Annotated in this window: 16 protein-coding genes; 5 read left to right on the top strand and 11 right to left on the bottom strand. The window is 50.0% G+C overall.

Going from position 1 to position 23,775, the window contains the following annotated elements; genetic code table 11:
- The first annotated feature begins 51 nt into the window (after positions 1–51).
- Positions 52–1,185, top strand: a complete 1,134-nt coding sequence (nrdB, locus tag VFA_RS06035; RefSeq protein ID WP_004725656.1) for a class Ia ribonucleoside-diphosphate reductase subunit beta — start codon at positions 52–54, stop codon at positions 1,183–1,185.
- A complete protein-coding gene (gene yfaE / locus VFA_RS06030; RefSeq protein ID WP_004725654.1) occupies positions 1,185–1,463 on the top strand; it encodes a class I ribonucleotide reductase maintenance protein YfaE in 279 nt (92 codons plus the stop codon). Before nrdB ends, yfaE begins: the two co-directional genes overlap by 1 nt.
- A gap of 72 nt (positions 1,464–1,535) precedes the next feature.
- Here yfaE and VFA_RS06025 read toward each other — a convergent pair whose 3' ends face one another.
- Together VFA_RS06025 and VFA_RS06020 are read right to left on the bottom strand one after the other, a co-directional pair.
- A complete protein-coding gene (locus VFA_RS06025; RefSeq protein WP_004725650.1) occupies positions 1,536–1,784 on the bottom strand; it encodes a hypothetical protein in 249 nt (82 codons plus the stop codon).
- 247 nt (positions 1,785–2,031) lie between these two features.
- Positions 2,032–3,273 (bottom strand): CinA family nicotinamide mononucleotide deamidase-related protein, encoded by a 1,242-nt coding sequence (locus VFA_RS06020; RefSeq protein WP_004725648.1) that lies wholly within the window; start codon positions 3,271–3,273, stop codon positions 2,032–2,034.
- Between the two features lie 136 nt (positions 3,274–3,409).
- On the opposite strand from VFA_RS06020, the gene VFA_RS06015 reads away from it, so the two are divergent.
- A complete protein-coding gene (locus tag VFA_RS06015; protein ID WP_370447161.1) occupies positions 3,410–4,348 on the top strand; it encodes a DUF3943 domain-containing protein in 939 nt (312 codons plus the stop codon).
- 157 nt (positions 4,349–4,505) lie between these two features.
- Here the strand turns inward: VFA_RS06015 and gndA are convergent, their stop codons facing one another.
- The 5 genes from gndA to VFA_RS05990 form a co-directional block, all read right to left on the bottom strand.
- The gene (gndA, locus tag VFA_RS06010) at positions 4,506–5,993 is read right to left on the bottom strand and encodes an NADP-dependent phosphogluconate dehydrogenase (RefSeq protein ID WP_004725645.1); all 1,488 of its coding nucleotides are present in this window, start codon (positions 5,991–5,993) and stop codon (positions 4,506–4,508) included.
- The gene (locus VFA_RS06005) at positions 5,990–6,487 is read right to left on the bottom strand and encodes a gluconokinase (RefSeq protein ID WP_004725642.1); all 498 of its coding nucleotides are present in this window, start codon (positions 6,485–6,487) and stop codon (positions 5,990–5,992) included. Before VFA_RS06005 ends, gndA begins: the two co-directional genes overlap by 4 nt.
- 61 nt (positions 6,488–6,548) lie before the next feature.
- The gene (locus tag VFA_RS06000) at positions 6,549–7,865 is read right to left on the bottom strand and encodes a TRAP transporter large permease (RefSeq protein ID WP_004725640.1); all 1,317 of its coding nucleotides are present in this window, start codon (positions 7,863–7,865) and stop codon (positions 6,549–6,551) included.
- Positions 7,858–8,415 (bottom strand): TRAP transporter small permease subunit, encoded by a 558-nt coding sequence (locus tag VFA_RS05995; protein WP_004725638.1) that lies wholly within the window; start codon positions 8,413–8,415, stop codon positions 7,858–7,860. Before VFA_RS05995 ends, VFA_RS06000 begins: the two co-directional genes overlap by 8 nt.
- A 63-nt stretch (positions 8,416–8,478) precedes the next feature.
- Positions 8,479–9,495, bottom strand: a complete 1,017-nt coding sequence (locus tag VFA_RS05990; RefSeq protein WP_004725636.1) for a TRAP transporter substrate-binding protein — start codon at positions 9,493–9,495, stop codon at positions 8,479–8,481.
- A 333-nt stretch (positions 9,496–9,828) separates the two neighbouring features.
- Between VFA_RS05990 and VFA_RS05985 the strand changes: the two genes are divergently transcribed.
- Positions 9,829–10,341 (top strand): glycine cleavage system transcriptional repressor, encoded by a 513-nt coding sequence (locus tag VFA_RS05985; RefSeq protein WP_004725634.1) that lies wholly within the window; start codon positions 9,829–9,831, stop codon positions 10,339–10,341.
- A 220-nt stretch (positions 10,342–10,561) separates the two neighbouring features.
- On the top strand, positions 10,562–12,169 hold the full coding sequence (locus tag VFA_RS05980) for a methyl-accepting chemotaxis protein (protein ID WP_004725632.1): 1,608 nt from the start codon (positions 10,562–10,564) through the stop codon (positions 12,167–12,169).
- A 55-nt stretch (positions 12,170–12,224) separates the two neighbouring features.
- Here the strand turns inward: VFA_RS05980 and nspC are convergent, their stop codons facing one another.
- From nspC to VFA_RS23975, 4 genes are all read right to left on the bottom strand, one after another.
- The gene (gene nspC, locus VFA_RS05975) at positions 12,225–13,358 is read right to left on the bottom strand and encodes a carboxynorspermidine decarboxylase (RefSeq protein ID WP_038151416.1); all 1,134 of its coding nucleotides are present in this window, start codon (positions 13,356–13,358) and stop codon (positions 12,225–12,227) included.
- A gap of 130 nt (positions 13,359–13,488) precedes the next feature.
- A complete protein-coding gene (locus VFA_RS05970) occupies positions 13,489–14,733 on the bottom strand; it encodes a carboxynorspermidine synthase (RefSeq protein WP_004725628.1) in 1,245 nt (414 codons plus the stop codon).
- Positions 14,734–14,748: 15 nt separating this feature from the next.
- Positions 14,749–17,634, bottom strand: coding sequence for a pyridoxal phosphate-dependent class III aminotransferase (locus VFA_RS05965; RefSeq protein WP_004725626.1), 2,886 nt, complete (start codon positions 17,632–17,634; stop codon positions 14,749–14,751).
- Between the two features lie 554 nt (positions 17,635–18,188).
- On the bottom strand, positions 18,189–23,558 hold the full coding sequence (locus VFA_RS23975) for a cadherin repeat domain-containing protein (RefSeq protein WP_232281687.1): 5,370 nt from the start codon (positions 23,556–23,558) through the stop codon (positions 18,189–18,191).
- Between the last annotated feature and the right edge of the window lie 217 nt (positions 23,559–23,775).

Below are 23,775 nucleotides of genomic sequence, written 5' to 3'. Positions count from 1 at the left end.
ATGATTTGCATGCCCTTCGCTAAGGCGAAGGGCCAAACGGATGAAGGCACAATGGCTTACAGTACTTTTACTCAGAAAAAGAATAACCAACTTAAAGAACCGATGTTTCTTGGTCAGCCCGTCAACGTGGCACGTTATGACCAACAAAAATACGAAATTTTCGAAAAGCTGATCGAAAAACAGCTGTCGTTCTTCTGGCGTCCGGAAGAAGTGGACGTGTCCAGCGACCGCATCGATTACGCGAAACTACCCGAGCATGAAAAGCACATTTTCATCTCAAACCTAAAATACCAAACGCTGCTGGATTCAATCCAAGGCCGTAGCCCGAACGTGGCGCTGCTGCCATTGGTGTCTCTGCCAGAAGTCGAAACTTGGATTGAAACATGGTCGTTCTCTGAAACGATTCACTCACGTTCGTACACACACATCATTCGTAACATCGTGAATGATCCAGCGATCGTGTTTGACGACATCGTTGAAAACGAACACATCATTAAGCGTGCGAAAGATATCGCTCACTTCTATGATGACCTGATTCAGATGACGAACGATTACCATCGCTTCGGTGAAGGCACACATGAACTGAATGGTGAAACTGTTCATGTCAGCCTGAAAGGCCTGAAAAAGAAACTGTACCTGTGCTTGATGTCCGTGAACGCACTGGAAGCGATCCGTTTCTACGTGAGCTTTGCGTGTTCATTTGCGTTCGCAGAACGTGAGCTGATGGAAGGTAACGCGAAAATCATCAAACTGATTGCACGTGATGAAGCGCTGCACCTGACCGGTACCCAGCACATGATCAACCTGCTGCGCAACGGCATGGATGATTTTGAGTTCCTGCAAATCGCTGAAGAGTGCAAACAAGAGTGTTTTGACCTGTTTAAGCAAGCTGCTGAGCAGGAAAAAGAGTGGGCAGAATACCTGTTCAAAGATGGCTCAATGATCGGCCTGAACAAAGACATTCTGTGCCAGTACGTGGAATACATCACCAATATCCGCATGCAAGCGGTCGGTCTTGATGCTGCGTACCCAAGCGCAACGACCAACCCAATTCCATGGATCAACGCTTGGTTGTCGTCAGACAACGTACAGGTTGCGCCACAAGAAGCGGAAATCAGTTCATACCTTGTCGGCCAAATCGACAACGAAGTTCGTGCAGACGACTTCGAAGGTTTCGAACTGTAATGGCAACGATCAAAATCAACAAAGTCGTCAACATTGAGTCGAACCCGTCCAATACGCTGCTGGAAACCATGGAGCAGGCCGGATTAGAACCTGAGTACAACTGCCGAGATGGCCATTGTGGCGCGTGCCGCTGTACCCTCGCCTCTGGCGAAGTCGAATATGTTGGTTTTGCCATGGCATTTACACAACGTGATGAAATATTACCGTGTATCTGTAAAGCGAAAACGGCACTGGAGCTGACGAACGTCAACTACCGAGTGAAAGCCAAACGCGCTTGATCAGCCATGACGTCAAAAGCCAGAGCATTGCTCTGGCTTTTCTGTTTTGCACGCAGGGTCAACACAATCAATTCATTCGGCAACGCCGCCAAATAAGATTTGGTCTGCCGTCCCCATGGAGACGGACTTATTGGCGATCTCGCGGCCATCATCATCATACAACGCCAAGCGGTATCCCGGATAACTGATGTTGTTATTGTCTACAGGGGCATGCAGCCACAACGACACCACGTCACGATGAACGCTGCCAAGTGCTTCTCCCAAAACCACTTTTTGACTTGCCACCTCATACCAAACCAAAATTCTTGATTGATGGAACATACCAGCCTCCTGCCGACGTAATGGTTCAAACGAGATTTCAGTGTACAAATAAAAAAGTCCTAAAGTCGGCTCATTTTTAAGACAAAATCGGGACCACTTCAGAAATCAGGCGCTTATCATTTAGACAATTTACGAATAGAAAAGAAGGCAGAAAAGAGGTTTGGTAATAAGCAACGAAATCATTTGCTTATTACCTTTTACCGTATGCAGTTTTTATTTATATGCAATTCAGCGATAACAACGCCGATTAACCGTTCAATACATTGGCGGGCAAATAGAGCTCTTTCACCGTAGAGACCGAGCCGTATTTGGCCAACACCGGTTTCCCAGCAAGGTAACGGCGCAGCATATCCGCAGCCACGGTACCAATTAGCTCTTTTTGCTCTTGTGCGCTATACGCACGGTTAAATTTGAGCAGTTGCCCCCACTCGCCTTGTGGCGCAGATAACGCCACGCTGAAGGTCTCATCACTCAACGCACCGGTGACAATCGCCAAATCAGTACTGCATTTATCTTTGGTCGCCCCCGCTAACGCAAACACGGCCGCGAGAGGATCTTTCTCTCCCAGCCCCGCATCGGTGCGATGGCTCAAAATCCAGCTGTGCCCACTCAGGCGTTCAATCTGTTCATTACTCAACAACCAATTAGACAGCCAACCTTTGGTCGCTTGCTCGGCAATCGACAGCGACAACCCTTTCTCGGCCATCAAGTGCCCAATATGCGCCAACATTGGCTCATCAACGCTGACCACATGTTGCTCAAGGTGAGAATAAATCAGTTGTAGCAGTTTCACCCGTGTCTCTAAATCCTTGCGCGGGCCAAACAACTTCACTTCAATGAATGGCAGATATGAGCGATAGCCCAACACGTACCCTTTCGGCAGCTGCAACTTATCCAACTTGTCCGAAATACCCGATTCAGAGGTCCCAAACGTGTATATGCGGCTACATTCTAATCCAGCCTGATTGGGAAACAGCGCATGTAAATCGGGCAGAATCTGTTCCGTGACCATGCGTTTGAACTCTTTGGGTACGCCCGGCGTGAAATAGAACCAACACTCATTGATCTGCATTTTGAAACCGCACGCGGTGCCGATCGGGTTATCCAAAATCGTCGCCTGTTCGGGCAACATCGCTTGTTTGATGTTGCTTTCTGGCATCTTCGTCTTGCGCTGCGCAAAAAACGTCTCCAGCACTTTCAGCCATTCGGGAAACAGCACCAATGGCTGCTCGGCTGCCTGAGCCGCCGCTGCAGCACTCAAATCATCCGTTGTTGGCCCCAAACCACCATTGACGACCACCACATCGCTGTTAAAACTTAACATCATCAGCTCTTCAACCAGCGCTGATTGTTCATCACCCACGGTAGAGCGTTTCGTCAACGAGAATCCATGTTCGAAAAATTCTCGCGCCAACCAAGCGGCGTTGGTATCGGTAATATCACCGTGTAGTACTTCCTCACCAGTACTGAGCATTGCGATTTTCAGCATAACTATGACCTTATCTCCGGGCCTTCTTTGAGGCTACTATCAAGCCACTATATCGTTGATTGGCCTGCTATCTCCATCAGTTTTATGTCAATAAGCGATTTGCTTATTTTCATCCTTAGGACTTTACTAGATAATTGTGATTCTGATCATTATAAAACAACGTCTTGGAGCTACTGTGTCAATTAAAAGCATCACTGCGCTGATGTTATCGCTCCCCGCTTGCGCCAGTGCCGCGCCATACGGGATAAGCCCTCACATCGAACTCTCTTACTCAGCAAACTGTCAGAGCATCAATTGCAGTGATGCCTCTCCGTTGGCATACCGTGCGCGTTCTCCCCTTGCGGTGAATCTTGCTGGCGAGCCAGAACTTCATTTGGATGAACCCGCCTTACCGCGTTACTTGACCATTTCTGACACCAAAGACTGGGATTACCTGAAAGATCAAACGTACACCATTTTGGGTTTAAGTATTGCGACAGTGGGCTTGATGACCTTATTGCCCGAGTCGGTAACGCAATGGGATGAAGAAGATCGCAACCTCAGTGGTCTGGGTAAGAAATGGAAAGACAACGTCTCCTCCGGCCCAACTTGGGACCGCGACGAACATTACCTCAACTACGTCATGCACCCGTATTTTGGCGGTGTTTATTACACGGCGGCACGTCATGCTGGGTTTAACGAGTTTGAATCTTTCCTTTACTCCGCCGCGATGTCTGGCCTGTTTTGGGAATACGGTGTAGAAGCCTTTGCCGAAGTCCCCTCTTGGCAAGATCTGTTTATTACACCATTTTTCGGTGCGGTGGTGGGCGAAATGATGTTTGAAGCCGAGCAGAACATTGTCGATAACGGGGGTGAAGTTTGGGGCTCTGAACGCATGGGGAGCTTCACGCTGTTTTTCTTAAACCCTGTGGGCCACATTCATGGCTGGGTGAGCAATGCTTGGGGCGGTTCTGCCGAATTTCAATTTGAAAGTCACCCGTGGTTTGGCAATCAAGACGCGGCGAAATTTGCGCTCGACTCCGGCGCCACGTACGACACCCAGTTTGTGGGAGCAACCTTTAAAGTGACATTCTGACCCGCCTGCCACGACTCGATTTATTGATTCAACAATTGCACGATTCAACGTAAAAAAGCGCCCTTCGGCGCTTTTTGTTTTTTTACTTTTTGCTTTTTATCGCGATCTTCCGTCACGGCCTTCCTGTCACATTGTCGCTTCGTCACATCTTGACGACTTAACGCGCAACCTGCTGACGCTGTGATTTTTCCCATAATACATGGAATTTCTTATCCGCTGGATGATCCACTCGTGCGTAGGTATGCGCGCCGAAATAATCACGCTGTGCTTGGAGCAGATTGGCAGGCAACACCTCGCAACGTAGCGCATCGTAGTAACTCAGCGCCGACGTCAGGCATGGCATCGGCACACCGCTTTGCATCGATTGCGCAGCAATGTGCCGCCAACCTAACAGTCGTTTCGAGAGTTCAGACACAAATTCAGGCGCCAGCAGCAGATGATCCAACAGCGGCTGATGCTGATACGCCTGCGCAATTTGGTGTAAGAAGCCCGCACGGATAATGCAGCCCGAACGCCAAATGCGAGCAATGTCAGTGAAATTCAGTTGCCAACCTTCGGAATCCGACGTGGTTTTCATCAGGTCAAAGCCCTGCGCATACACCACCAACTTGGCGCAATACAAAGCCGATTCCAAATCGCGCAATGTCGAATCCAAGCACGGCTCTGCAATCAACGTCTGCGCGGGCAACTGTCTACTGGCCGTCATGCGACGCGCCTTGTTTGCGCTGAGTGAGCGCGCAAATACCGCCTGCGCCAAACTCGGGGCCGGACTGCCACTTTGCAGGCTGTTGACCGCCGTCCACAATCCGGTTCCTTTTTGTTCCGCGGTGTCGAGGATCATCTCCACCAACGCCGCGCCGGTTTCAGGGTCGTGCTGCTGCAAAATATCGGCGCTGATTTCCATCAAATAACTATTAAGCACGCCTTGGTTCCAACGTTCGAACACCTGACCAATCTCGGGCGCGGAGAGCGTCATCACATCACGCAAGTATTGATAGGCTTCGCAAATCAGCTGCATATCCGCGTATTCAATGCCGTTGTGCACCATTTTCACGTAATGGCCCGCACCCGCAGGGCCAAGATACGCCGCGCACGATTCACCTTGTTGATGGGAATCAATCGGCTGACCCGACGCATCCACTTTTGCAGCAATCGCTTGCCACAGCGGTTGCACGAATGTCCAGGCTTCCGGATCCCCACTGGCCATGAGAGACGGGCCGTGACGCGCACCTTGTTCTCCCCCAGAGACGGCAGTGCTGAAGAAACGTAAACGGCCCGTGTATTCTTTTTCGCGACGCTCGGAGTCGGTCCACAAGCTGTTACCAGTATCGATAACAATATCTTGCGGTGACAAACCCGCGTCGAGCAATTGTGCAATCACCTCATCCACTACATCGCCGGCGGGAACCGACAACGCAATCACACGCGGCGTGTTCAGCAAGCGCAGCAGATGAGTCAAATCGTCAGCGGCGGCAAACGTGCCTTTACCCGCAATGGTGCTCAACGAGGCGGCTTCTTGTAAGGTTCGCAGTCGGTTGGCTTGGTTGAGATCATATCCCGCGACCGAGAAACCGTGATCCACCAAATTCAATGCCAAGCTTTTGCCCATCACACCCAGCCCAATCATCGCAATCTGACAACTCATGATTGCGCCTCCAAAGCTTGCAGCGCTTGCGTTAACACCCCATCCAATGATTGAGAGATATCGACAAAAATGGCTTCATTGGCGTCGGGTTCGACCAGCGTGTCGAACTGACTTTTCAGCATCGCTTCACCCTGGAAGTAATGATCCGAACGCTGCTGCAAACGCGACCAAATGGTCTCGTAATCGCCCTGCAAATACACAATCACCAAGTCGTCGTTGTCGGCGCGCAAGATGTCGCGGTACGCCGGTTTCAACGCGGAGCAGGCAATCACTGCCCCCGCTTGTTCGATGAACAAACGATTGAGCGTTTGCAGCCAACCCAAGCGGTCATCGTCGGTCAGTGGAATGCCCTGACGCATTTTGTCGACATTATCTTGTGGATGATAATCATCCCCATCAAAGAATTTCAGGCCCAGCGCATCGGCAATTTTGCTGCCAATCGAGCTCTTTCCGCAGCCAGAAACCCCCATCACTAATATTTTTTTCGGTTTCATAGGACACATCTTCCCTAAGGCTCCACATCATGGAGCCACTCTAAACTCGTTATCGGTTGGTTTATTGCCACCACATCGCCAATTGCGGGAACGCAATGACCAGCGCTAGGACGAAAATCTGCATGAAAATAAATGGAATCAGCGAGGTGAAAATCAGGCCCAAGCTGATGTCTTTCGGTGCCACAGACTTGAGGTAAAACGCCGCAGGGCCGAATGGCGGTGACAAGAATGACACCTGCATGTTCAAGCAGAACACCACACCAAACCAAATCGGGTCAAAGCCCAAGTTACTGATAATCGGCACAAAGATTGGCATGGTCAGCAACGCAACCCCAACCCAGTCGAGGAACATCCCCAGCACCAACAAAATCACCATCATGATAAGCAGTGTGGCCATGGCGCTACCGCCAGACAGGGCCAAAATGGTTTCTTCAACGAAATCGATACCGCCCATCAGGTTATAAACCCCAACCAGCGCGCTCGCACCAATGCCAATCCAGATGATCATCCCACAAGTCCGCATGGTCGCGATGGCACTCTCTTTGAGCATATTCCAGCTCATTTCACGGCGGATGATGGCGCTAATCATGATCCCCACCACGCCCAGTGCAGAGGCTTCAGTCACCGAGGCCACACCGGTATAGATACTGCCCAGCACCACCGCCACCGAAAGTAAGGGGAAGAACAAGGCTTTGAAGTAATTCGGTCTTTGAGTCTCATCTTCCAACTCGTCTTCAAAACTTGGTGCCAGTGCCGGATTCATATAACAACGAATCAGAACATACGCGATGTAACACGCCGCCAAAATAAAGGCCGGAATGAATGCAGCTTTAAACAGATCGCCAATCGATACGCTCGCCGTCATACCGTAGATAATGAGGACAATGCTTGGCGGCAGCATGGTGCCCAACGCACCACCGGCACACGTGGTACCAATCGCCAGTTTACGGTCGTAGCCCAAGCGCAGCATTTGTGGCAACGCCAGAATACCCAGCAGCACGGTTTCGCCACCGATCACACCCGACATCGATGCAAGCAGCACCGCCACCAACAGCGTTTGGACCGCAACGCCGCCGCGTACTTTACGGCCAACTGATTTCATCGCATCGAACAAATCACGGGCAATACCCGAGTGATCGAGCATTGCCGCCATCAACACAAACATCGGAATCGCGAGGAAGATATAGTCCGACGCAAAGCTGTACATGCGGCTGGTCACCAGAGGAATCGCATCCACCCCAAACCAACCTAGCGTGAAGAAAATTGCGACAAAACCGGTCACGAACGCCAGTTGCATCCCCGTGAGCAGCAGGCCGATCATCATCGCCAGCATCAATACGCTGCCCCACTCAATACCTATCGAAGACAGATCAAACATCGTGTTTATTCCTCAGGGCTTGAATCTCTTGAATCAGATGCAGCACGAACTGCACGACCAGAATCACTAAAGTGATGAAAATAACCGCTTTCAGCAGCGCCGGATAAGGCGGGTTAAATGCAGACCCCGAGGTTTCCAAACGAAACTCCCCCCAAGGGGCGAACCATGCGGCTTCCACCGTCACGTAAGAGGCATAAGCCATCATGCCCGCAAACGCGAGGCCAACTATGTGATGGACGATGTTGAGGTAATGTTTGGTGCGCTGCGAAACGTGATCGTAAATCAACACCACACGCACGTGTTTGTCGGCCGCCATGGCATAAACGCCACCAAACACAAACAGTGTGCCGCCGACAAACGCGGCCGTTTCATGAACCCAAGTGGTCGGCGCATTGAACACATAACGCATCACCACTTCGTAAAAGGAAATCGCAACCGTAAACAGAAACAGCAAGCTTAGCGCGTTGCCCAGACGCAGAATCCAGCGATCCAGCGCATTTTTCGGCTGCCCGTCATGGATAGACGCAGCAGGAAGCTTATTCTCGCTCATAACGAACTCTTGTTTAAAATGAGAGGGCAAAGCGCCCTCTCGGAAAGAAAGGAATAACCGTGATTACAGTAGATCGTTTTGTTCTAGGAAGGTGGTCACTGAGTCATACACTTTTTGCGCATTGGGTGAGCGTTCAGCAAACACTTTCCATTGGCTGCGTGCAATTTCACGGAATTTCTTACGCTCTTCGTCAGACCAGTTGTGAATGGTGATTTTCGGATTCGCGCTGGCTTCTTTCACCGCCGCTTGGTCCGCAATCTTCAATTGCGTGGTGATGTCATATGAGAAATCACGAACCGAGGTTTCAAGAATCTGCTGCAGATCCGCAGGCATCTTGTCCCATTTTTTCTGGCTGATAGAGATGTCGATCAGCGGCAGCGAGTGGAACCCTGGTTGAACTGGATGCACCGCGACGTCGTTCATGCCCGCTTTTTGGTTGGTGGAGAAAACGGTGTAGTCGGCTGCGTCAATCACGCCTTTGCTTAACCCCGTAAACACTTCAGAACCCGGCAAGTTCACGGGCGTAGCTCCCGCAGCAGCAAAGACTTGTTGAACCAAACCTTCTGGCGCACGTAGTTTCAGACCTTTCAGATCCGCGACCCCATCCAGCGGTTTTTTCGATACCAAAGATTCAACGCCAGTGGTTGAAGCGCCAACAAAATGTACGCCGTATGGTTTGTAAAGTTCGGTTAAAAGTTCGTTCCCACCGCCGTAGTTCATGTATTGAAGTAATTGAGTGGTGTCAGACCATGCACCAACCATGTTACCCAACAGGCCAAATGCAGGATCTTGACCCGAGAAAAACTCTGTCGCAGTGACATGACCGTCCAGAATACCCATCTTAATCGCGCTCAGGGTTTCAGTGTGTTTCACCACCGCGCCAACAGGCAGCAAGTCAATGTCGATGCGGCCACCTGACATTTTCTCGACGCGATCCACCCAGCTTTGCTGAATTTGGAAGTTGCGGTCACCAGAGGGATCAGAAGACTGAATCTTGAGTTTGAAATCTGCCGCCATGGCAGACATAGATACCAAACCCGTGACCGCCGCAGCGATCAGTGTTCTTGTCATTGTTTTCATTGAATCGTCCTTAAGAGTTTCACGTAACAAACCGGTTTATATTTTTATGTTACCGGTAACTTGCATCGCGAATGTTACTGGTAACTACCATTCATTGTCCATGAGATCGATCACAGCTTTTAAACAATTATTAACAACAATCTCAACATTGCATAATTTCTGGTAACCGACATGACATAACCCTTTGTCTCTCAAGGTCAAATTTGTGCAGAGGATTGAAGTATTGAAAGTTGCCCATCGTTGTCGTCCAAAAAATTGACTTTCGTCAATCCTTATCGACGCATAACACCTAAACTCAAAGATAGAGTGACCAAGTGAAGTTCGGAGGCCATTATGACTTGTACATTTATTGTAAACTTTGTGGGAACTGCCACGCCGTCCACGATTAAACAACTGGCTGCCATTACGCATGAGAACGATGGTAAGTGGTTAATCAGCAAAGTAAATTTCATTGAAGATCAAGTGGCAGCCGTGATTAAGGTTGAAATGCCGCTTGCCAAAGCAAACGTTGTTAAACACGCATTCCAATCCTACCCTGATTTGATGGTGAATATCGTCGACTGCGATACGCGACCACTCAAAGAAGATACGATTTACCAATTACGCCTCGATGCCAATGACCGTTACGGCATTGTCAACGACATCACTCATGTGTTGGATGGCCAAGGCATCAGCATTTTGGATATGGACTGCCAACGCGTTTTTATTGCGGGTGGTGGTGGCGTCAGCTCCAGCCTATTTACCGCCAACATGGCGATTCGCTTACCACCAGAAATTGACATCGAAGATGTCGCCAAAGAGCTAGAAGCGTTGAGTGAAGACACCCGAGTCATCCTCGAAGCCTAACAACACACACGAATGTATCGTTTCGACGGGAGGCCTTTGGCCTCCCTTTTTCATCAGTGACACCTAATTTTCTTGAACCAGATAACACTCTCGTCCGATTCGTTTGAATTCTCGCACTTTTCTACCACGCTTAATTCGGGATCTCGATTCCAACATTATTCTAATAAACAGCACTCTGTAACGAGAAAGCACATACAACTTTGGCTAGGTAGAAAACATCATGTTGAAGCTCAAAAACATCAAGGTCAGCTATAAGCTGGCAATTATTCTGTTGGTCAGCATCATTGGGTTTATCAGTCTGCTATTCATTGCAGCCACCGCCCTCAAACACAATTTGATCGCAGAACGAGAAGCTCGGCTATACGCGGTCATCAATAGCACCTTGTCCCAAGTGAGCTTTCTAGAACAATCCCTACCCAAAGACGACGCGCAAAAACAAGCCAAGGCATTGATCAATGCCATTCGTTTCGATGGTAATAACTATCTGTTTGTGCTGGATGAAACGCGAAAAATGCTTGTGCATCCGCTGCGCCAAGACTTGGTTGGCCAGCAGATGGGCGAACAACGCAGCGGTGAAGATGGGTTCTGGTACACCATGGTGGATTTGGCGAAAGGCGGTCAACACGGCGTGCTCACCTACCCTTGGCAAACCACGGCCGGTAAAGAGGCCGACAAACTCTCCGCGGTGCATGGATTTGCACCTTGGGGCTGGGTGCTCGGTTCCGGCATGTTGTTGGATGATATTGAGCACGCGGTCGAACGCCAGTTTTGGACCATGGCGATTGCGACCTTCGTGGCGATTATCGTGATGGCAGCGTTCGGCGTGGTCATCAGCCGCGCCATTGTGCGCCCGTTGGAACTGATCAAAGATTCGATGAAAAAAGTGGCTCAAGGCGATTTAACCGCCACCATTCCCGTGCAAGGCAAAGATGAGATTGGTATCGTCGCCACACGCATCAACGAAAGCGTGGCCGCCATGCGCGGGGCATTGTTGGAGTCGGTGAACTCGGCCAATGAAGTTGCTGAAGCGGCGATTCGCATTTCCTCATCCGCGGAAGAGACCAGCCAAGCCGTCGTCAGCCAACGTGATCAGCTCAGCCAACTCGCCACCGCCATGAATGAAATGAGCGCCACCGTGGCCGATGTCGCCGGACACGCCGAAGAAACAGCACGTGATACGCTTGATGCCAGTAACGAAGCGGGCCTTGGCGACAAAGATGTGCATTCCAGTGTCGACAGCATCAAATCGCTGTCTAATGAATTGGAAATTGCGGCCGAACAGGTCAATAAACTGAAAGAAGGCGTCATGCAGATCAGCGAAGTGACCGCGGTCATCAGCGGCATTTCCGAACAAACGAACCTATTGGCCTTAAACGCGGCAATTGAAGCTGCGCGAGCTGGCGAGCAAGGCCGTGGCTTTGCCGTCGTCGCAGACGAAGTGCGCAATTTGGCAAGCCGCACTCACCATTCGACCGATGAAATTCAAACCACCATCAATCGCCTACAACAATTGGCGGTCACCACCGCGAGTGCGATGCAAACCAGTCAGGATTTGGCCTACAGCAGCGTAGAACGCGCTGAAAATGCAGGCAGCGATTTGTCGTTGATAGTGAATCACATTCAGCACGTCAGCGATAAAGCGACTCAAATTGCGACCGCAGCAGAAGAACAAAGCGCAGTGGCAGAAGAGATGAATCGCAACGTCAGTGGCATTAACGACGCCGCATTAGAAATGTCACAAGCCGCCAATTACTTAGCCGAAGAGAGTGAAAAGCTCGCCGACCTGTCACGCCAGCTCGATGAGAAGTTGTTGCACTTTAAGCTTTAGATGCCCAAACAAAAAATCCACCGCATGCGGTGGATTTTTTCATCAGCGAACGATTTTATTTAACCGACCACAACGAAAGTGAGCGTTTAAAATCATCGTAACCAAATTCGTTCAGTTTCTGAATGTCACCATTGGTGCGTTCACAGTAAACCGATGGCATTTTCAGGCCGTTGAACCAGTTCAGTTTCACCATGGTGTAACCTGCGCTGTCGAGAATATGCAGTTTTTGACCGACCTTGAGCGGCTCATCAAACTTCGCAACGCAGAATTGGTCGCCCGCCAAACACGAACAAGAGCCAATCACGTACTCGTGCTCGCCACTCTCGCTCGCTTCTAATACTGATGCTGGCTCTTTATAGATCAGCGTATCCAAACGGTGCGCTTCGGTCGCTGAGTCAACAATGGCGGTTTTCATGCCGTTTTCAACGATGTCCACCACCGTCACGACCAGGTCAGTCGTTTTGGTGATCACCGCTTCACCCGGTTCTAGGTAAAGCTGAACGCCGTGCTTTTCAGCAAAGGCTTTCAGAGCAAGACCCAGTTTCTCCACATCGTAACCTGGCCAAGTGAAGAAGACACCGCCGCCGAGGCTCACCCAATCCAATGTATTGAGGTACGCGCCAAAACGCTCTGAAATGGAATCAAGCAAGTTGATAAACGCATCCACATCTTTGTTCTCACAGTTCATGTGGAACATGACGCCATTGATGGTTTCAAAGACCGCAGGATCAATGTGATCGGCTTGTACGCCCAAACGCGAAAACTGACGCGCTGGGTTCGCCAAGTCTTGACCCGCATAGCTAACGCCCGGGTTCAAGCGCAAGCCCAATGACGCTTTGCCTTCTACCAAGTGACGGTACGCACTCAGTTGAGACTGTGAGTTGAAAATCATTTTGTCACAGATGTCGGCAACTTCTTTGACGTCGTCTTCGCTGTAACCCACGCTGTAGGCGTGTGTTTCGCCGCCGAAGGTGTCGTGGCCGAGTTTGACTTCAAATGGGCCAGAGCTGGTTGTACCGTCCAGGTACGGTTTGATGATGTCAAAAACACCCCAAGTCGAGAAGCACTTCAGTGCCAGTACCAGTTTTACACCGGAAATGTCTTTCAAGCGTTTCGCAATTTCGAGGTTCGCAATCAGCTTGCCTTCGTCAATCATGAAATATGGGGTTTTGAGTTCGTTTTTTTGCATCGTGTCGGTTCCTAAATGCTGCGCATTAATCGCAACAGTTTCTGAATCTTTAAAATGGAAAAAACAGCCATCACGAATGACGGCTGTTTGTTTCAGAACCAAAAGGTGTTATGCCTTTTAGTCGCTTCGATCAATCAAGAATGTTGATCACCGGTTGGCTCGGTTGTAATTCCTGCACGTTCCAGCTCAAGCCGATCGACGGCATGGTTTCGAGGAACGGGTCTGGGTTGAGCTGCTCCATGTTAAACACGCCAGCGTCAGCCCATTCGCCACGGAAGAATTGCAGCGCAGCTGTGATTGCTGGTACACCCGTGGTGTATGCAATCGCCTGATGCTCAACATCTTTGTAAGCGACTTCGTGATCAGCGTTGTTGTAAATGAATACACTACGCTGTTCACCATTTTTCTTGCCTTGAACCCAAGTACCGATACAGGTTAAACCGCTGTATCCTGGAGCCAAAGAGGTCGGATCCGGTAACAGTGCTTTCAGAACGTGCAGTGGTTGAACCACGGTACCATCCTGAAGTGCAATCGGATCCGGACTGAGCAGACCAATGTCACGCATGCAGTTGAAGTAGTTCAGGTAACGGTCACCGAAGCCCATCCAGAACTCAATACGTTTTGCAGGAATAAATTCCTTCAGTGAGCGAACTTCATCGTGTGCCATTGAGTACACTTTGAAAGGACCACATTGAGGAAAATCAAATTCCATCATACGAGAGTGGCATGGTACGCGCTTCCATTCTCCCTCTTCCCAGAAGAAAGAGTCGCCCTGAATTTCCAACATGTTGGTTTCAGGATCGAAGTTCGTCGCGAATTTCTTGCCGTGGTCGCCCGCGTTGATGTCCATCACGTCGATGGAATCAATCTCATCAAACAGGTGTTTTGCGGCATACGCTGCAAACACACTCACCACACCGGGATCAAAACCAGCGCCCAAAATTGCGGTGATGCCTGCTTGTTTGAATTTTTCGCGGAATGCCCACTGAGGATCGTACGCTTCTGGCACTTGCTGGCCTTCAGAGCATAGATCCACCGCAACAGAAGTGTCCAAATAGGACACTTTTGCACGGTAACAGGCTTCCATGATTGGTACGTTAACCCAAGGCGGGCCAGCGTTGATCACCAGATCAGGCTGGACCGCTTCGATTAACGTTACTAGTGCGTCAACATCGTCAGCATTTACTGCTCGCGCTTCTAGCTTCTTAGTAGAATCTTTCAAGTTTTGTTTGCCCTTGATTGATTCAATGATCTTCTCACACTTCTCAACTGAACGAGAAGCAATGGTAATATCACCCAGCACGTCGTTGTTTTGTGCCGCTTTATGTGCGACAACCCAGCCAACGCCGCCCGCCCCAATCTGTAGAATTGACATAGTATCCGTTTACCTTTATTTCGCTAGCTCTTCCGCTAGAGTTTCAATTTTAGCCAGTAAAGATTCGAAGTCCGAAATCTTCAAGCATGGGTTCAAGATTGTGAATTTCAAGGCAGTTTTGCCATCCACAATGGTTTCGCCAAGTACAGCGACACCACGTACCAATGCCTGCATACGAACGACTTTATTCAATTCATCCATATCAGACGCTTGGCTGTTTACTGCGCGGAACAACACAGTAGACAAAGATGGTTCAGCCAAAAGCTCGAAGGCTTTATGCTGACGAACCAATTCGGCCACTTGTTGAGTTTGGTCAAGCAAGTGGTCGTACATTGCGCCCATTTGTTTAGGACCCACGTTTTGCATGGTCATAAACACTTTCAGAGCGTCAAAGCGTTTTGTGGTCGCGATCGACTTGTCTACCAGGTTTGGCAGTGTATCGTGTTCGCGGTTCAAGTAATCTGCATGGTGCAGCAGGAACTTGAAGTTACTTTTATCTTTCAGCAGCAATGCGCCACAGCTGATGGTTTGGAAGAACAGCTTGTGGAAGTCCACGCTCACTGATTGCGCACGTTCGATGCCGCTCAGACGAGCTTTATGACTGCTCAGAATCAGCGCGCCGCCGTAGGCACTGTCAACGTGCATCCACATCTCGTGCTTCTCTGCAACATCAGCGATGGTCACCAAGTCGTCGATTGCACCGTGGTCCGTTGTACCTGCCGTACCAACGATCGCAAATGGGATCAGACCTTCCGCTTTCGCTTGTTCAACAACAGCGTTCAGCTTCGTCACATCCATTGTACCGTTTGGTAGCGCGTCAACCGCCAAGATGGCTTTCTCACCAAGACCCATCCAAGAAGCAGACTTCTGAACAGTGAAGTGAGATTTCTTCGAGCATACAATACGCAGTTTGTCCGCGTACTCTGGCAGACCCAGTTTCTGAATCGAGTGGCCGCTCAGTTTATTCGCAATCCAGTCGCGAGCCAACATCAGGCCCATTTGGTTGCTCTGCGTACCACCGCTGGTGAAGATACCGTCCGCTTGCGCGCCCAGTTCGTACTTCTCACACATCCAGTCAATCACTTTCTGCTCAACAAACGTTGCCGCAGACGACTGATCCCATGAATCCATGGATTGGTTCAGCGATGCGATGATCGCTTCCGCAACAACAGAAGGCATCAGGGGTGGTGTGTGCAGGTGCGCAATGCAGTCTGGGTGCTGAACGATGATTGAGTTCTTCGCAACCAGTTCCGCAGTGTCAGAGATCACGTCTTTCAGCGATGCGTTTTTGTTATCCAGATCAACCGCGTAAATCGCTTCTTCTAGCGCTTTCGGGTCGATGCCTGAATACGGCGCGTTCACTTCTTCAAATACGGCTTTCATTGCAGCAGTGGTGTGGTTCATCACTTGTGAGAACTCTTGGCTGCCCATGTGACCGGTATGAATGAAGTGTTTTTTCCACTCTTGGTTTGCTTGTTCTGGATCTTTCTGACCGCCACCAGCGGCAAGAATCGCTTCTTCCAGTGTGCGCAGGGCAAAGTCGATCTGCTCAAAAGAGATGATCAACGGTGGAAGGAAACGAATCACAGAACCTTCGCGGCCACCTTTTTCAACCATCAAACCACGCTCCAGCGCTGCACGCTGAATGCCCAGAGTCAGTTGAGGTGCCGATTTTGGCTCACCAAATTTGTTCAGTTCGCCACTTGGATCTTGAATTTCCAGACCCAGCATCAAACCTTTACCACGTACTTCTGCAATGCAGTTCACGCGGCTTTGAATTTTTTCCAGACCCATACGTAGGTATTGGCCTTTGATGTTTGCCTGTTCAACCAGGTTATCGCGCTCAATGATTTCCAGTGCTTTGGCACCCGAGACCATTGCCAGCTGGTTACCACGGAATGTACCCGTGTGTTCACCTGGACGCCATGTGTCATGCTGCTTGTTGATCACAAGAAGAGACATTGGCATGCCGCCGCCGATCGCTTTCGACAAACACAGTACGTCCGGTACGATACCCGCTTCTTCGAAAGCGAAGTTGTAGCCAGATTTACCCACACCACACTGGATTTCATCAAAAATCAGCAGGATGCCGTATTCGTCACAGATGCGGCGAAGTTCGCGCAGGAAGAATGCTGGCGCAGGAATAACACCGCCTTCACCTTGTACCGGTTCAACGATGATCGCCGCTGGTTTCATGATGCCTGCTTCGTCGTCGTTCAGTAGACGCTCGATGTAACGGATGCTGGCTTTCGCGCCTTCATCACCACCTAGGCCAAACGGACAACGTAGGTTGTATGGGAATGGCATAAAGTGAACGTCAGACATCAGGCCAGTACGACGTGCTTTGGTATTCAGGTTACCCATCATCCCCATCGTACCGTTGGTCATACCGTGGTATGCACCGCGGAACGCAAACATGGTATTGCGACCGGTGGTTTGTTTTGCCAGTTTGATTGCGGCTTCTACGGCGTCAGCGCCGGATGGACCACAAAACTGAATCACACAGTTATTACCCAGCTCTTCCGGCAGGAATGCTTTTACTGCTTTGATAAAGTTGGTTTTTGCTTTGGTTGCAATATCCAGCGTTTGGTAAGGCAGACCTGAATCCAGTTGATCTTTCAGAGCTTGGTTGATTTCTGGGTGGTTGTAACCCAGTGCCAAAGTACCTGCGCCCGCCAGACAGTCTAGGAAGATCTGACCGCGCGTGTCTTCAACCAAACAGCCAAACGCTTGTTTGATGGCGATAGGTATACGGCGTGGGTATGAACGTACTTCAGATTCGTGCTCTGCTTGTTCAATCAAAACTTCATCTGGAGTAAGGTCATAAGTACCTTCTAGAACTGGTACTTGGTTGGTAAACATGGTTGCGATAGTGTTATCGACTTCAAAGGCTGTACTCATCTTCGTCCCCTTGAATGGTTAAACCGCTGTTCATTTCTCGGCTGTTCGTTGTTTTTGAGAAATGACAAATAGCAAAACGTTCCGACTGAGTCCTCAGACAAATTCGGAAATACTGCAGGTCATCAGCTTGATGACAAATCACAAAAAAACAGGAATCAAGGTTCGGTTATGCTGCTGTCCTGACGAACAGGGCATAGAGGAAGTACAAAGCTGATTAATGTGTGTAAGTTAAGTGAGTTCAATGTTGGGTATCCCATTCACATGCTGTTCCCACAGCAAGAGTATCCCGTCTATCAGTAAAAGGACTTACTGATACCTACCCTACGTAATGTCCCAATCAGCCTGAATGGTCACTACGCGTATCCCTCGGAAGCACTGTCCGAGATTGCTGCGGAAGTTAACACAAAACGTGTCTCATCCGCAATCATTTTTCTCCACCAAATAACAACTAACTCAACAGGAAATATCACAGTTATCTATTATTCAGAACGTTATAAAATCCAACCAATAGCAAGCCCTTATCGCATGAATAAGGGCTTGATGATTTGCATCCGTTAAACGGTTTCGTTTTTAACTATTTGACTCAGTAATGTATCCGCAGCAGCGTCAGATAACGCCCCCGTGATGTCAAAGATTTCGACCCCGTTATCGATCACAATCGACTGCGTTTGTCCCGAATCGTAGGACACCTGTAAGGTGACATCTTCATCACCGACCACCACTTCAATTTGGTCGAGTAAATCTTCGAAAGTGCCCCCATCCAGTACGGCCGACAAATCAAGTTTGTCTGTGCCCAACTCAAAGTTTTTCACCACATCAATGCTGTTATCCAATGCGTCATCCAACCAAGTGAAAACGTTGGCTTGCGCATCACCAATCAGCACATCATTGCCCGCTGTGGCATTCAGCACAGGTTCGCCATCTTGCGCAGAGAACACGTGGTATGACGGCGTCGAACTGTCAGCCTCAAGTGTCACTGTCGCTTCATTACTGAACTCACCGTCCGAGTCAACGGCTTGATACGTGAAGCTGGTGCTATCCACCACGGTTTCGGTACCCGACAAATGCGTCACCACATAGTTTGAACCGGATGAACCGTCGTTATCCGAAGCGGTGAAGTCCAACCCAACGACGGGGCTATTTGACGGCGCCGAATAAGTGTATTCGCCATCGCCCAGATAGGTCTCCGTATAGATGTCTCCATTGGCGAGATAATAGGTTACCGTGGCCGCATGATTGGTATTCAAACCATCGACACCAAACGTAATGGTATACAACGGGTTTTCATTCAAATCGACATGCAACGTATCTTGCGTGTTGATCCCGTTACCCGATGCCACCGACAGCCCGGTCCCTTGTTGCACTGTGTCGATCAACGTCACTTGTTGCGAGACTTGTTCGTCATTCCCTATCGTTTTGTATGCAGAGATATAGATAACATTGCCGTTATCAAGAACAAATTGATAATCGTCATCAACCTTAACCAATTCGCCATCTTCTGTTGAACCAATGACAACTTCATTGCCTTCTGGAACGAAAGTTATGTTGTCAGGATTGAACAGCACTGGGTCGCCGACTTGATTTGCCACATAAACATCTGCAGCCGTTAATTCTCGAGTCACGCCGTTTTCATCGGTATACAACAAGGTCCCACTGTCTGGTAGTGAGGTAATCACGATGCTCAATTGCGTGTCGGTAAAGTCATCATCGACGTCGGAAATGTGGTCGTCCGCTTCCACGTCAGAATCAAACACAATCGTTGTTTCAGAACTCTCTCCCAGCAATACAGTGAAGTCTTCTGCAACTGGTGGCTCGTTCAGGTTCAGCTCTTTAAGCACGACATCCACATCGGTGGATTTCACATCACCCAACCCAGCCACTTCAGTCGCGGTTACGACCAGATTGTGAATATTGGATTCTAGTTCATAGTCATTGGTAAAAGCGTTCACGCCATCTAAGGTCAGATAGATAGCGCCCGTCGTTGAATTAATCCGAAACAGCGCTCTATTTTCGCTATCGTAAACATTAGTTTTAATGCTGTAAGATACATTTTCACCGTCAGCATCCGTTGCTGACACTGTGCCAATCACATGTGTCTCGTCACTGTCTTCTTGATACGTAAATACATAGGCATCATCAAAAATTGGCGCGTTATCATCCAGATTCAACTCGTTGAGCTGTACAGGAATGTCGGTGGATTTTTGATCCCCCAATCCTGCCACTTCCGTCGCAGTCACCACGAGGTCATGCATGTTCGGCGTGGTCTCGTAATCATTGGAGAACGCCGTCACGCCTGCGGCCGTTAAACTGATTGCCCCGCTGTTGGTATCAATTTCAAACAGCGCTTCATCAGCATCGTTATACACGTTGGTGGTGATCGAATAGGTCACCGCTTCGCCATCGCCGTCGGTCGCCGAAACGGTCCCAATCACATCCGCATCGCTGCTGTTTTCATCATACGAGAAAACGTAACGGGGGCCATCTGGGTTGTCCGGATCGTTCGGGTCGAACTCTGGCGCAAACTCATCCAAGTTCAGCTCATTGAGCTGCACGGGAATGTCGGTGGATTTTTGATCCCCCAACCCCGCCACTTCCGTGGCCGTCACCACGAGGTCGTGCATGTTCGGCGTGGTCTCAAAGTCATTGGAGAACGCCGTCACGCCCGCGGCCGTTAAACTAATTGCCCCGCTGTTGGTATCAATTTCAAACAGCGCTTCATCAGCATCGTTATACACGTTGGTGGTGATCGAGTAGGTCACCGCTTCGCCATCGCCGTCGGTCGCCGAAACAGTCCCAATCACATCCGCATCGCTGCTGTTTTCATCATACGAAAAGACGTAACGGGGACCATCCGGATTGTCCGGATCGTTCGGGTCGAACTCTGGCGCAAACTCATCCAAGTTCAGTTCGTTGAGCTGTACAGGAATGTCGGTGGATTTTTGTTCGCCCAATCCTGCCACTTCCGTGGCCGTCACCACGAGGTCATGCATGTTCGGCGTAGTCTCGTAATCATTGGAGAACGCCGTCACGCCTGCGGCCGTAAGACTGATCGCCCCGCTGTTGGTATCAATTTCAAACAGCGCTTCATTGGCATCGTTATACACGTTGGTGGTGATCGAATAGGTCACCGCTTCGCCATCGCCGTCGGTCGCCGAAACGGTCCCAATCACATCCGCATCGCTGCTGTTTTCATCATACGAAAAGACGTAACGTGGACCATCCGGATTGTCCGGATCGTTCGGGTCGAACTCTGGCGCAAACTCATCCAAATTCAGTTCGTTGAGCTGCACAGGAATGTCGGTAGATTTTTGATCGCCCAACCCCGCCACTTCCGTCGCAGTCACCACGAGGTCATGCATGTTCGGCGTGCTCTCAAAGTCATTGGAGAACGCCGTCACGCCTGCGGCCGTTAAACTGATCGCCCCGCTGTTGGTATCAATTTCAAACAGCGCTTCATTGGCATCGTTATAGACGTTGGTGGTGATCGAATAGGTTACCGCTTCGCCATCGCCGTCGGTCGCCGAAACGGTCCCAATCACATCCGCATCACTGCTGTTTTCATCATACGAGAACACGTAACGTGGGCCATCTGGATTATCCGGATCGTTCGGGTCGAACTCTGGGGCAAACTCATCCAAGTTCAGTTCGTTGAGCTGTACAGGAATGTCAGTAGATTTTTGATCGCCCAACCCCGCCACTTCTGTGGCGGTCACCACGAGGTCATGCATGTTCGGCGTGGTCTCGTAATCATTGGAGAACGCCGTCACGCCCGCGGCCGTTAAACTAATTGCCCCACTGTTGGCATCAATTTCAAACAGTGCTTCATCAGCGTCGTTATACACGTTGGTGGTGATCGAATAGGTCACCGCTTCGCCATCGCCGTCGGTCGCCGAAACAGTCCCAATCACATCCGCATCGCTGCTGTTTTCATCATACGAGAACACGTAACGGGGACCATCTGGGTTGTCCGGATCGTTCGGGTCAAACTCTGGGGCAAACTCGTCCAAATTCAGCTCGTTGAGCTGCACGGGAATGTCGGTAGATTTTTGCTCGCCCAATCCTGCCACTTCCGTCGCGGTCACCACGAGATCGTGCATGTTCGGCGTAGTCTCGTAATCATTGGAGAACGCCGTTACGCCTGCGGCCGTTAAACTGATCGCCCCGCTGTTGGCATCAATTTCAAACAGCGCTTCATCAGCATCGTTATACACGTTGGTAGTGATCGAATAGGTCACCGCTTCGCCATCGCCGTCAGTCGCCGAAACGGTCCCAATCACATCCGCATCACTGCTGTTTTCATCATACGAAAAGACGTAACGTGGACCATCTGGGTTGTCCGGATCGTTCGGGTCGAACTCTGGGGCAAACTCGTCCAAATTCAGCTCGTTGAGCTGCACGGGAATATCGGTAGATTTCTGATCGCCCAACCCCGCCACTTCCGTCGCGGTCACCACGAGGTCGTGCATGTTCGGCGTGGTCTCGTAATCATTGGAGAACGCCGTCACGCCAGCGGCCGTTAAACTGATTGCCCCGCTGTTGACATCAATTTCAAACAGCGCTTCATCAGCGTCGTTATAGACGTTGGTGCTGATCGAATAGGTCACCGCTTCGCCATCGCCGTCGGTCGCGGAAACGGTCCCAATCACATCCGCATCACTGCTGTTTTCATCATACGAGAACACGTAACGGGGGCCATCTGGGTTGTCCGGATCGTTCGGGTCAAATTCTGGGGCAAACTCATCCAAGTTCAGTTCGTTGAGCTGCACAGAAATGTCGGTAGATTTTTGATCGCCCAACCCCGCCACTTCCGTCGCAGTCACCACGAGGTCGTGCATGTTCGGCGTGGTCTCGTAATCATTGGAGAACGCCGTTACGCCTGCGGCCGTTAAACTGATCGCCCCGCTGTTGGTATCAATTTCAAACAGCGCTTCATCGGCGTCGTTATAGACGTTGGTGGTGATCGAATAGGTCACCGCTTCGCCATCGCCGTCGGTCGCCGAAACGGTCCCAATCACATACGCATCACTGCTGTTTTCGTCATACGAGAACACGTAACGTGGGCCATCTGGATTATCCGGATCGTTCGGGTCGAACTCTGGCGCAAACTCATCCAGATTTCGTTCACTCAGTTCCACAAGGACACTGGTTGTGTTCTGCTCACCTAATCCGTCAACTTCTGTCGCGGTGACAATAATGTCATGCACGTTAGGCGTTTCTTCATAATCATTAGCAAACGCAGCAACACCGGCAGCGGTCAGACTGATTTCACCACTCTCTGCATCAATCTCAAACAGCGCATTATTGTCGGAATCAAACACATTGGTGGTAATGGCGTATGTCACGCTTTCCCCCTCTGCATCGGTGGCTTGCACCGTCCCGATCACGTCGCTATCCGAGCGATTTTCATCGTAACTGAAGCTATAACGCGGTCCTGCGTCATTGTCGGGATCATTGGGGTCAAATGTTGGTGGCGTATCAATCACGGCAGTAACGGTATCACTCACCAGATCAACCAGCGCAATACTTTGGGTTGATGACAGACCCAAGCTTTCTAATCCTTGGGTTTCAAAACTGGTAGACGCCAACACTTCATCGCCAGTCCGGTTCACCGTGCCCGATGCGGTAGGACTCGACCCATTTTGTCCCCCGGCAGCAGTTGCCAAATCAGGGTTCTGTGTTGGGTCGACACCCAGTTCAATTTGTTGAAGGATCTGGGCAATTTCACCATCCAAATTGGTCGGCGCGGCATTGCCAGGATTGACTAATTCTGCGGTGACGGTCGGTGATGGATCGTCGCTCACTTGCACGACGACATCGCCCGGTCTCAAAGGTTCACCAGCCGCTTGCTCCCGAAACTGACCCTGACGATCAATGATTAAGGTTACGTTAGCCAACATAAATGGAGTTAGGGTTCGAGTACTCATGAGCGTATGTCCTTTATACATGTGATGAGGCGTCCGTCCCCACTGACCCAACACCCGGTTCACAATTTCTCATGATTTAAAGTTAGTGAGACCAATATTGACACGCAACTCAATAAGTAGAGCTTAAACTCAAAAATTCACTAAGGTGTCAATAACTAAGGGAATTAATCATTGGTACTTTTTTGAACTAATATCTCATATTGATAATTTATCTACT

Source organism: Vibrio furnissii CIP 102972, from assembly GCF_000176175.1.
Classification (GTDB): domain Bacteria; phylum Pseudomonadota; class Gammaproteobacteria; order Enterobacterales; family Vibrionaceae; genus Vibrio; species Vibrio furnissii.
This window is presented reverse-complemented; position numbering and strand designations above follow the sequence as displayed.

Coding starts and splice junctions, on each gene's coding strand:
- VFA_RS23975 (WP_232281687.1), bottom strand. CDS start 23,558: ATGAGTACTCGAACCCTAACTCCATTTATGTTGGCTAACGTAACCTTA.
- yfaE (WP_004725654.1), top strand. CDS start 1,185: ATGGCAACGATCAAAATCAACAAAGTCGTCAACATTGAGTCGAACCCG.
- VFA_RS06005 (WP_004725642.1), bottom strand. CDS start 6,487: ATGAAACCGAAAAAAATATTAGTGATGGGGGTTTCTGGCTGCGGAAAG.
- gndA (WP_004725645.1), bottom strand. CDS start 5,993: ATGAGTTGTCAGATTGCGATGATTGGGCTGGGTGTGATGGGCAAAAGC.
- VFA_RS06020 (WP_004725648.1), bottom strand. CDS start 3,273: ATGCTGAAAATCGCAATGCTCAGTACTGGTGAGGAAGTACTACACGGT.
- VFA_RS06025 (WP_004725650.1), bottom strand. CDS start 1,784: ATGTTCCATCAATCAAGAATTTTGGTTTGGTATGAGGTGGCAAGTCAA.
- nrdB (WP_004725656.1), top strand. CDS start 52: ATGGCTTACAGTACTTTTACTCAGAAAAAGAATAACCAACTTAAAGAA.
- nspC (WP_038151416.1), bottom strand. CDS start 13,358: ATGCAAAAAAACGAACTCAAAACCCCATATTTCATGATTGACGAAGGC.
- VFA_RS05985 (WP_004725634.1), top strand. CDS start 9,829: ATGACTTGTACATTTATTGTAAACTTTGTGGGAACTGCCACGCCGTCC.
- VFA_RS05980 (WP_004725632.1), top strand. CDS start 10,562: ATGTTGAAGCTCAAAAACATCAAGGTCAGCTATAAGCTGGCAATTATT.
- VFA_RS06000 (WP_004725640.1), bottom strand. CDS start 7,865: ATGTTTGATCTGTCTTCGATAGGTATTGAGTGGGGCAGCGTATTGATG.
- VFA_RS05995 (WP_004725638.1), bottom strand. CDS start 8,415: ATGAGCGAGAATAAGCTTCCTGCTGCGTCTATCCATGACGGGCAGCCG.
- VFA_RS05990 (WP_004725636.1), bottom strand. CDS start 9,495: ATGAAAACAATGACAAGAACACTGATCGCTGCGGCGGTCACGGGTTTG.
- VFA_RS05970 (WP_004725628.1), bottom strand. CDS start 14,733: ATGTCAATTCTACAGATTGGGGCGGGCGGCGTTGGCTGGGTTGTCGCA.
- VFA_RS05965 (WP_004725626.1), bottom strand. CDS start 17,634: ATGAGTACAGCCTTTGAAGTCGATAACACTATCGCAACCATGTTTACC.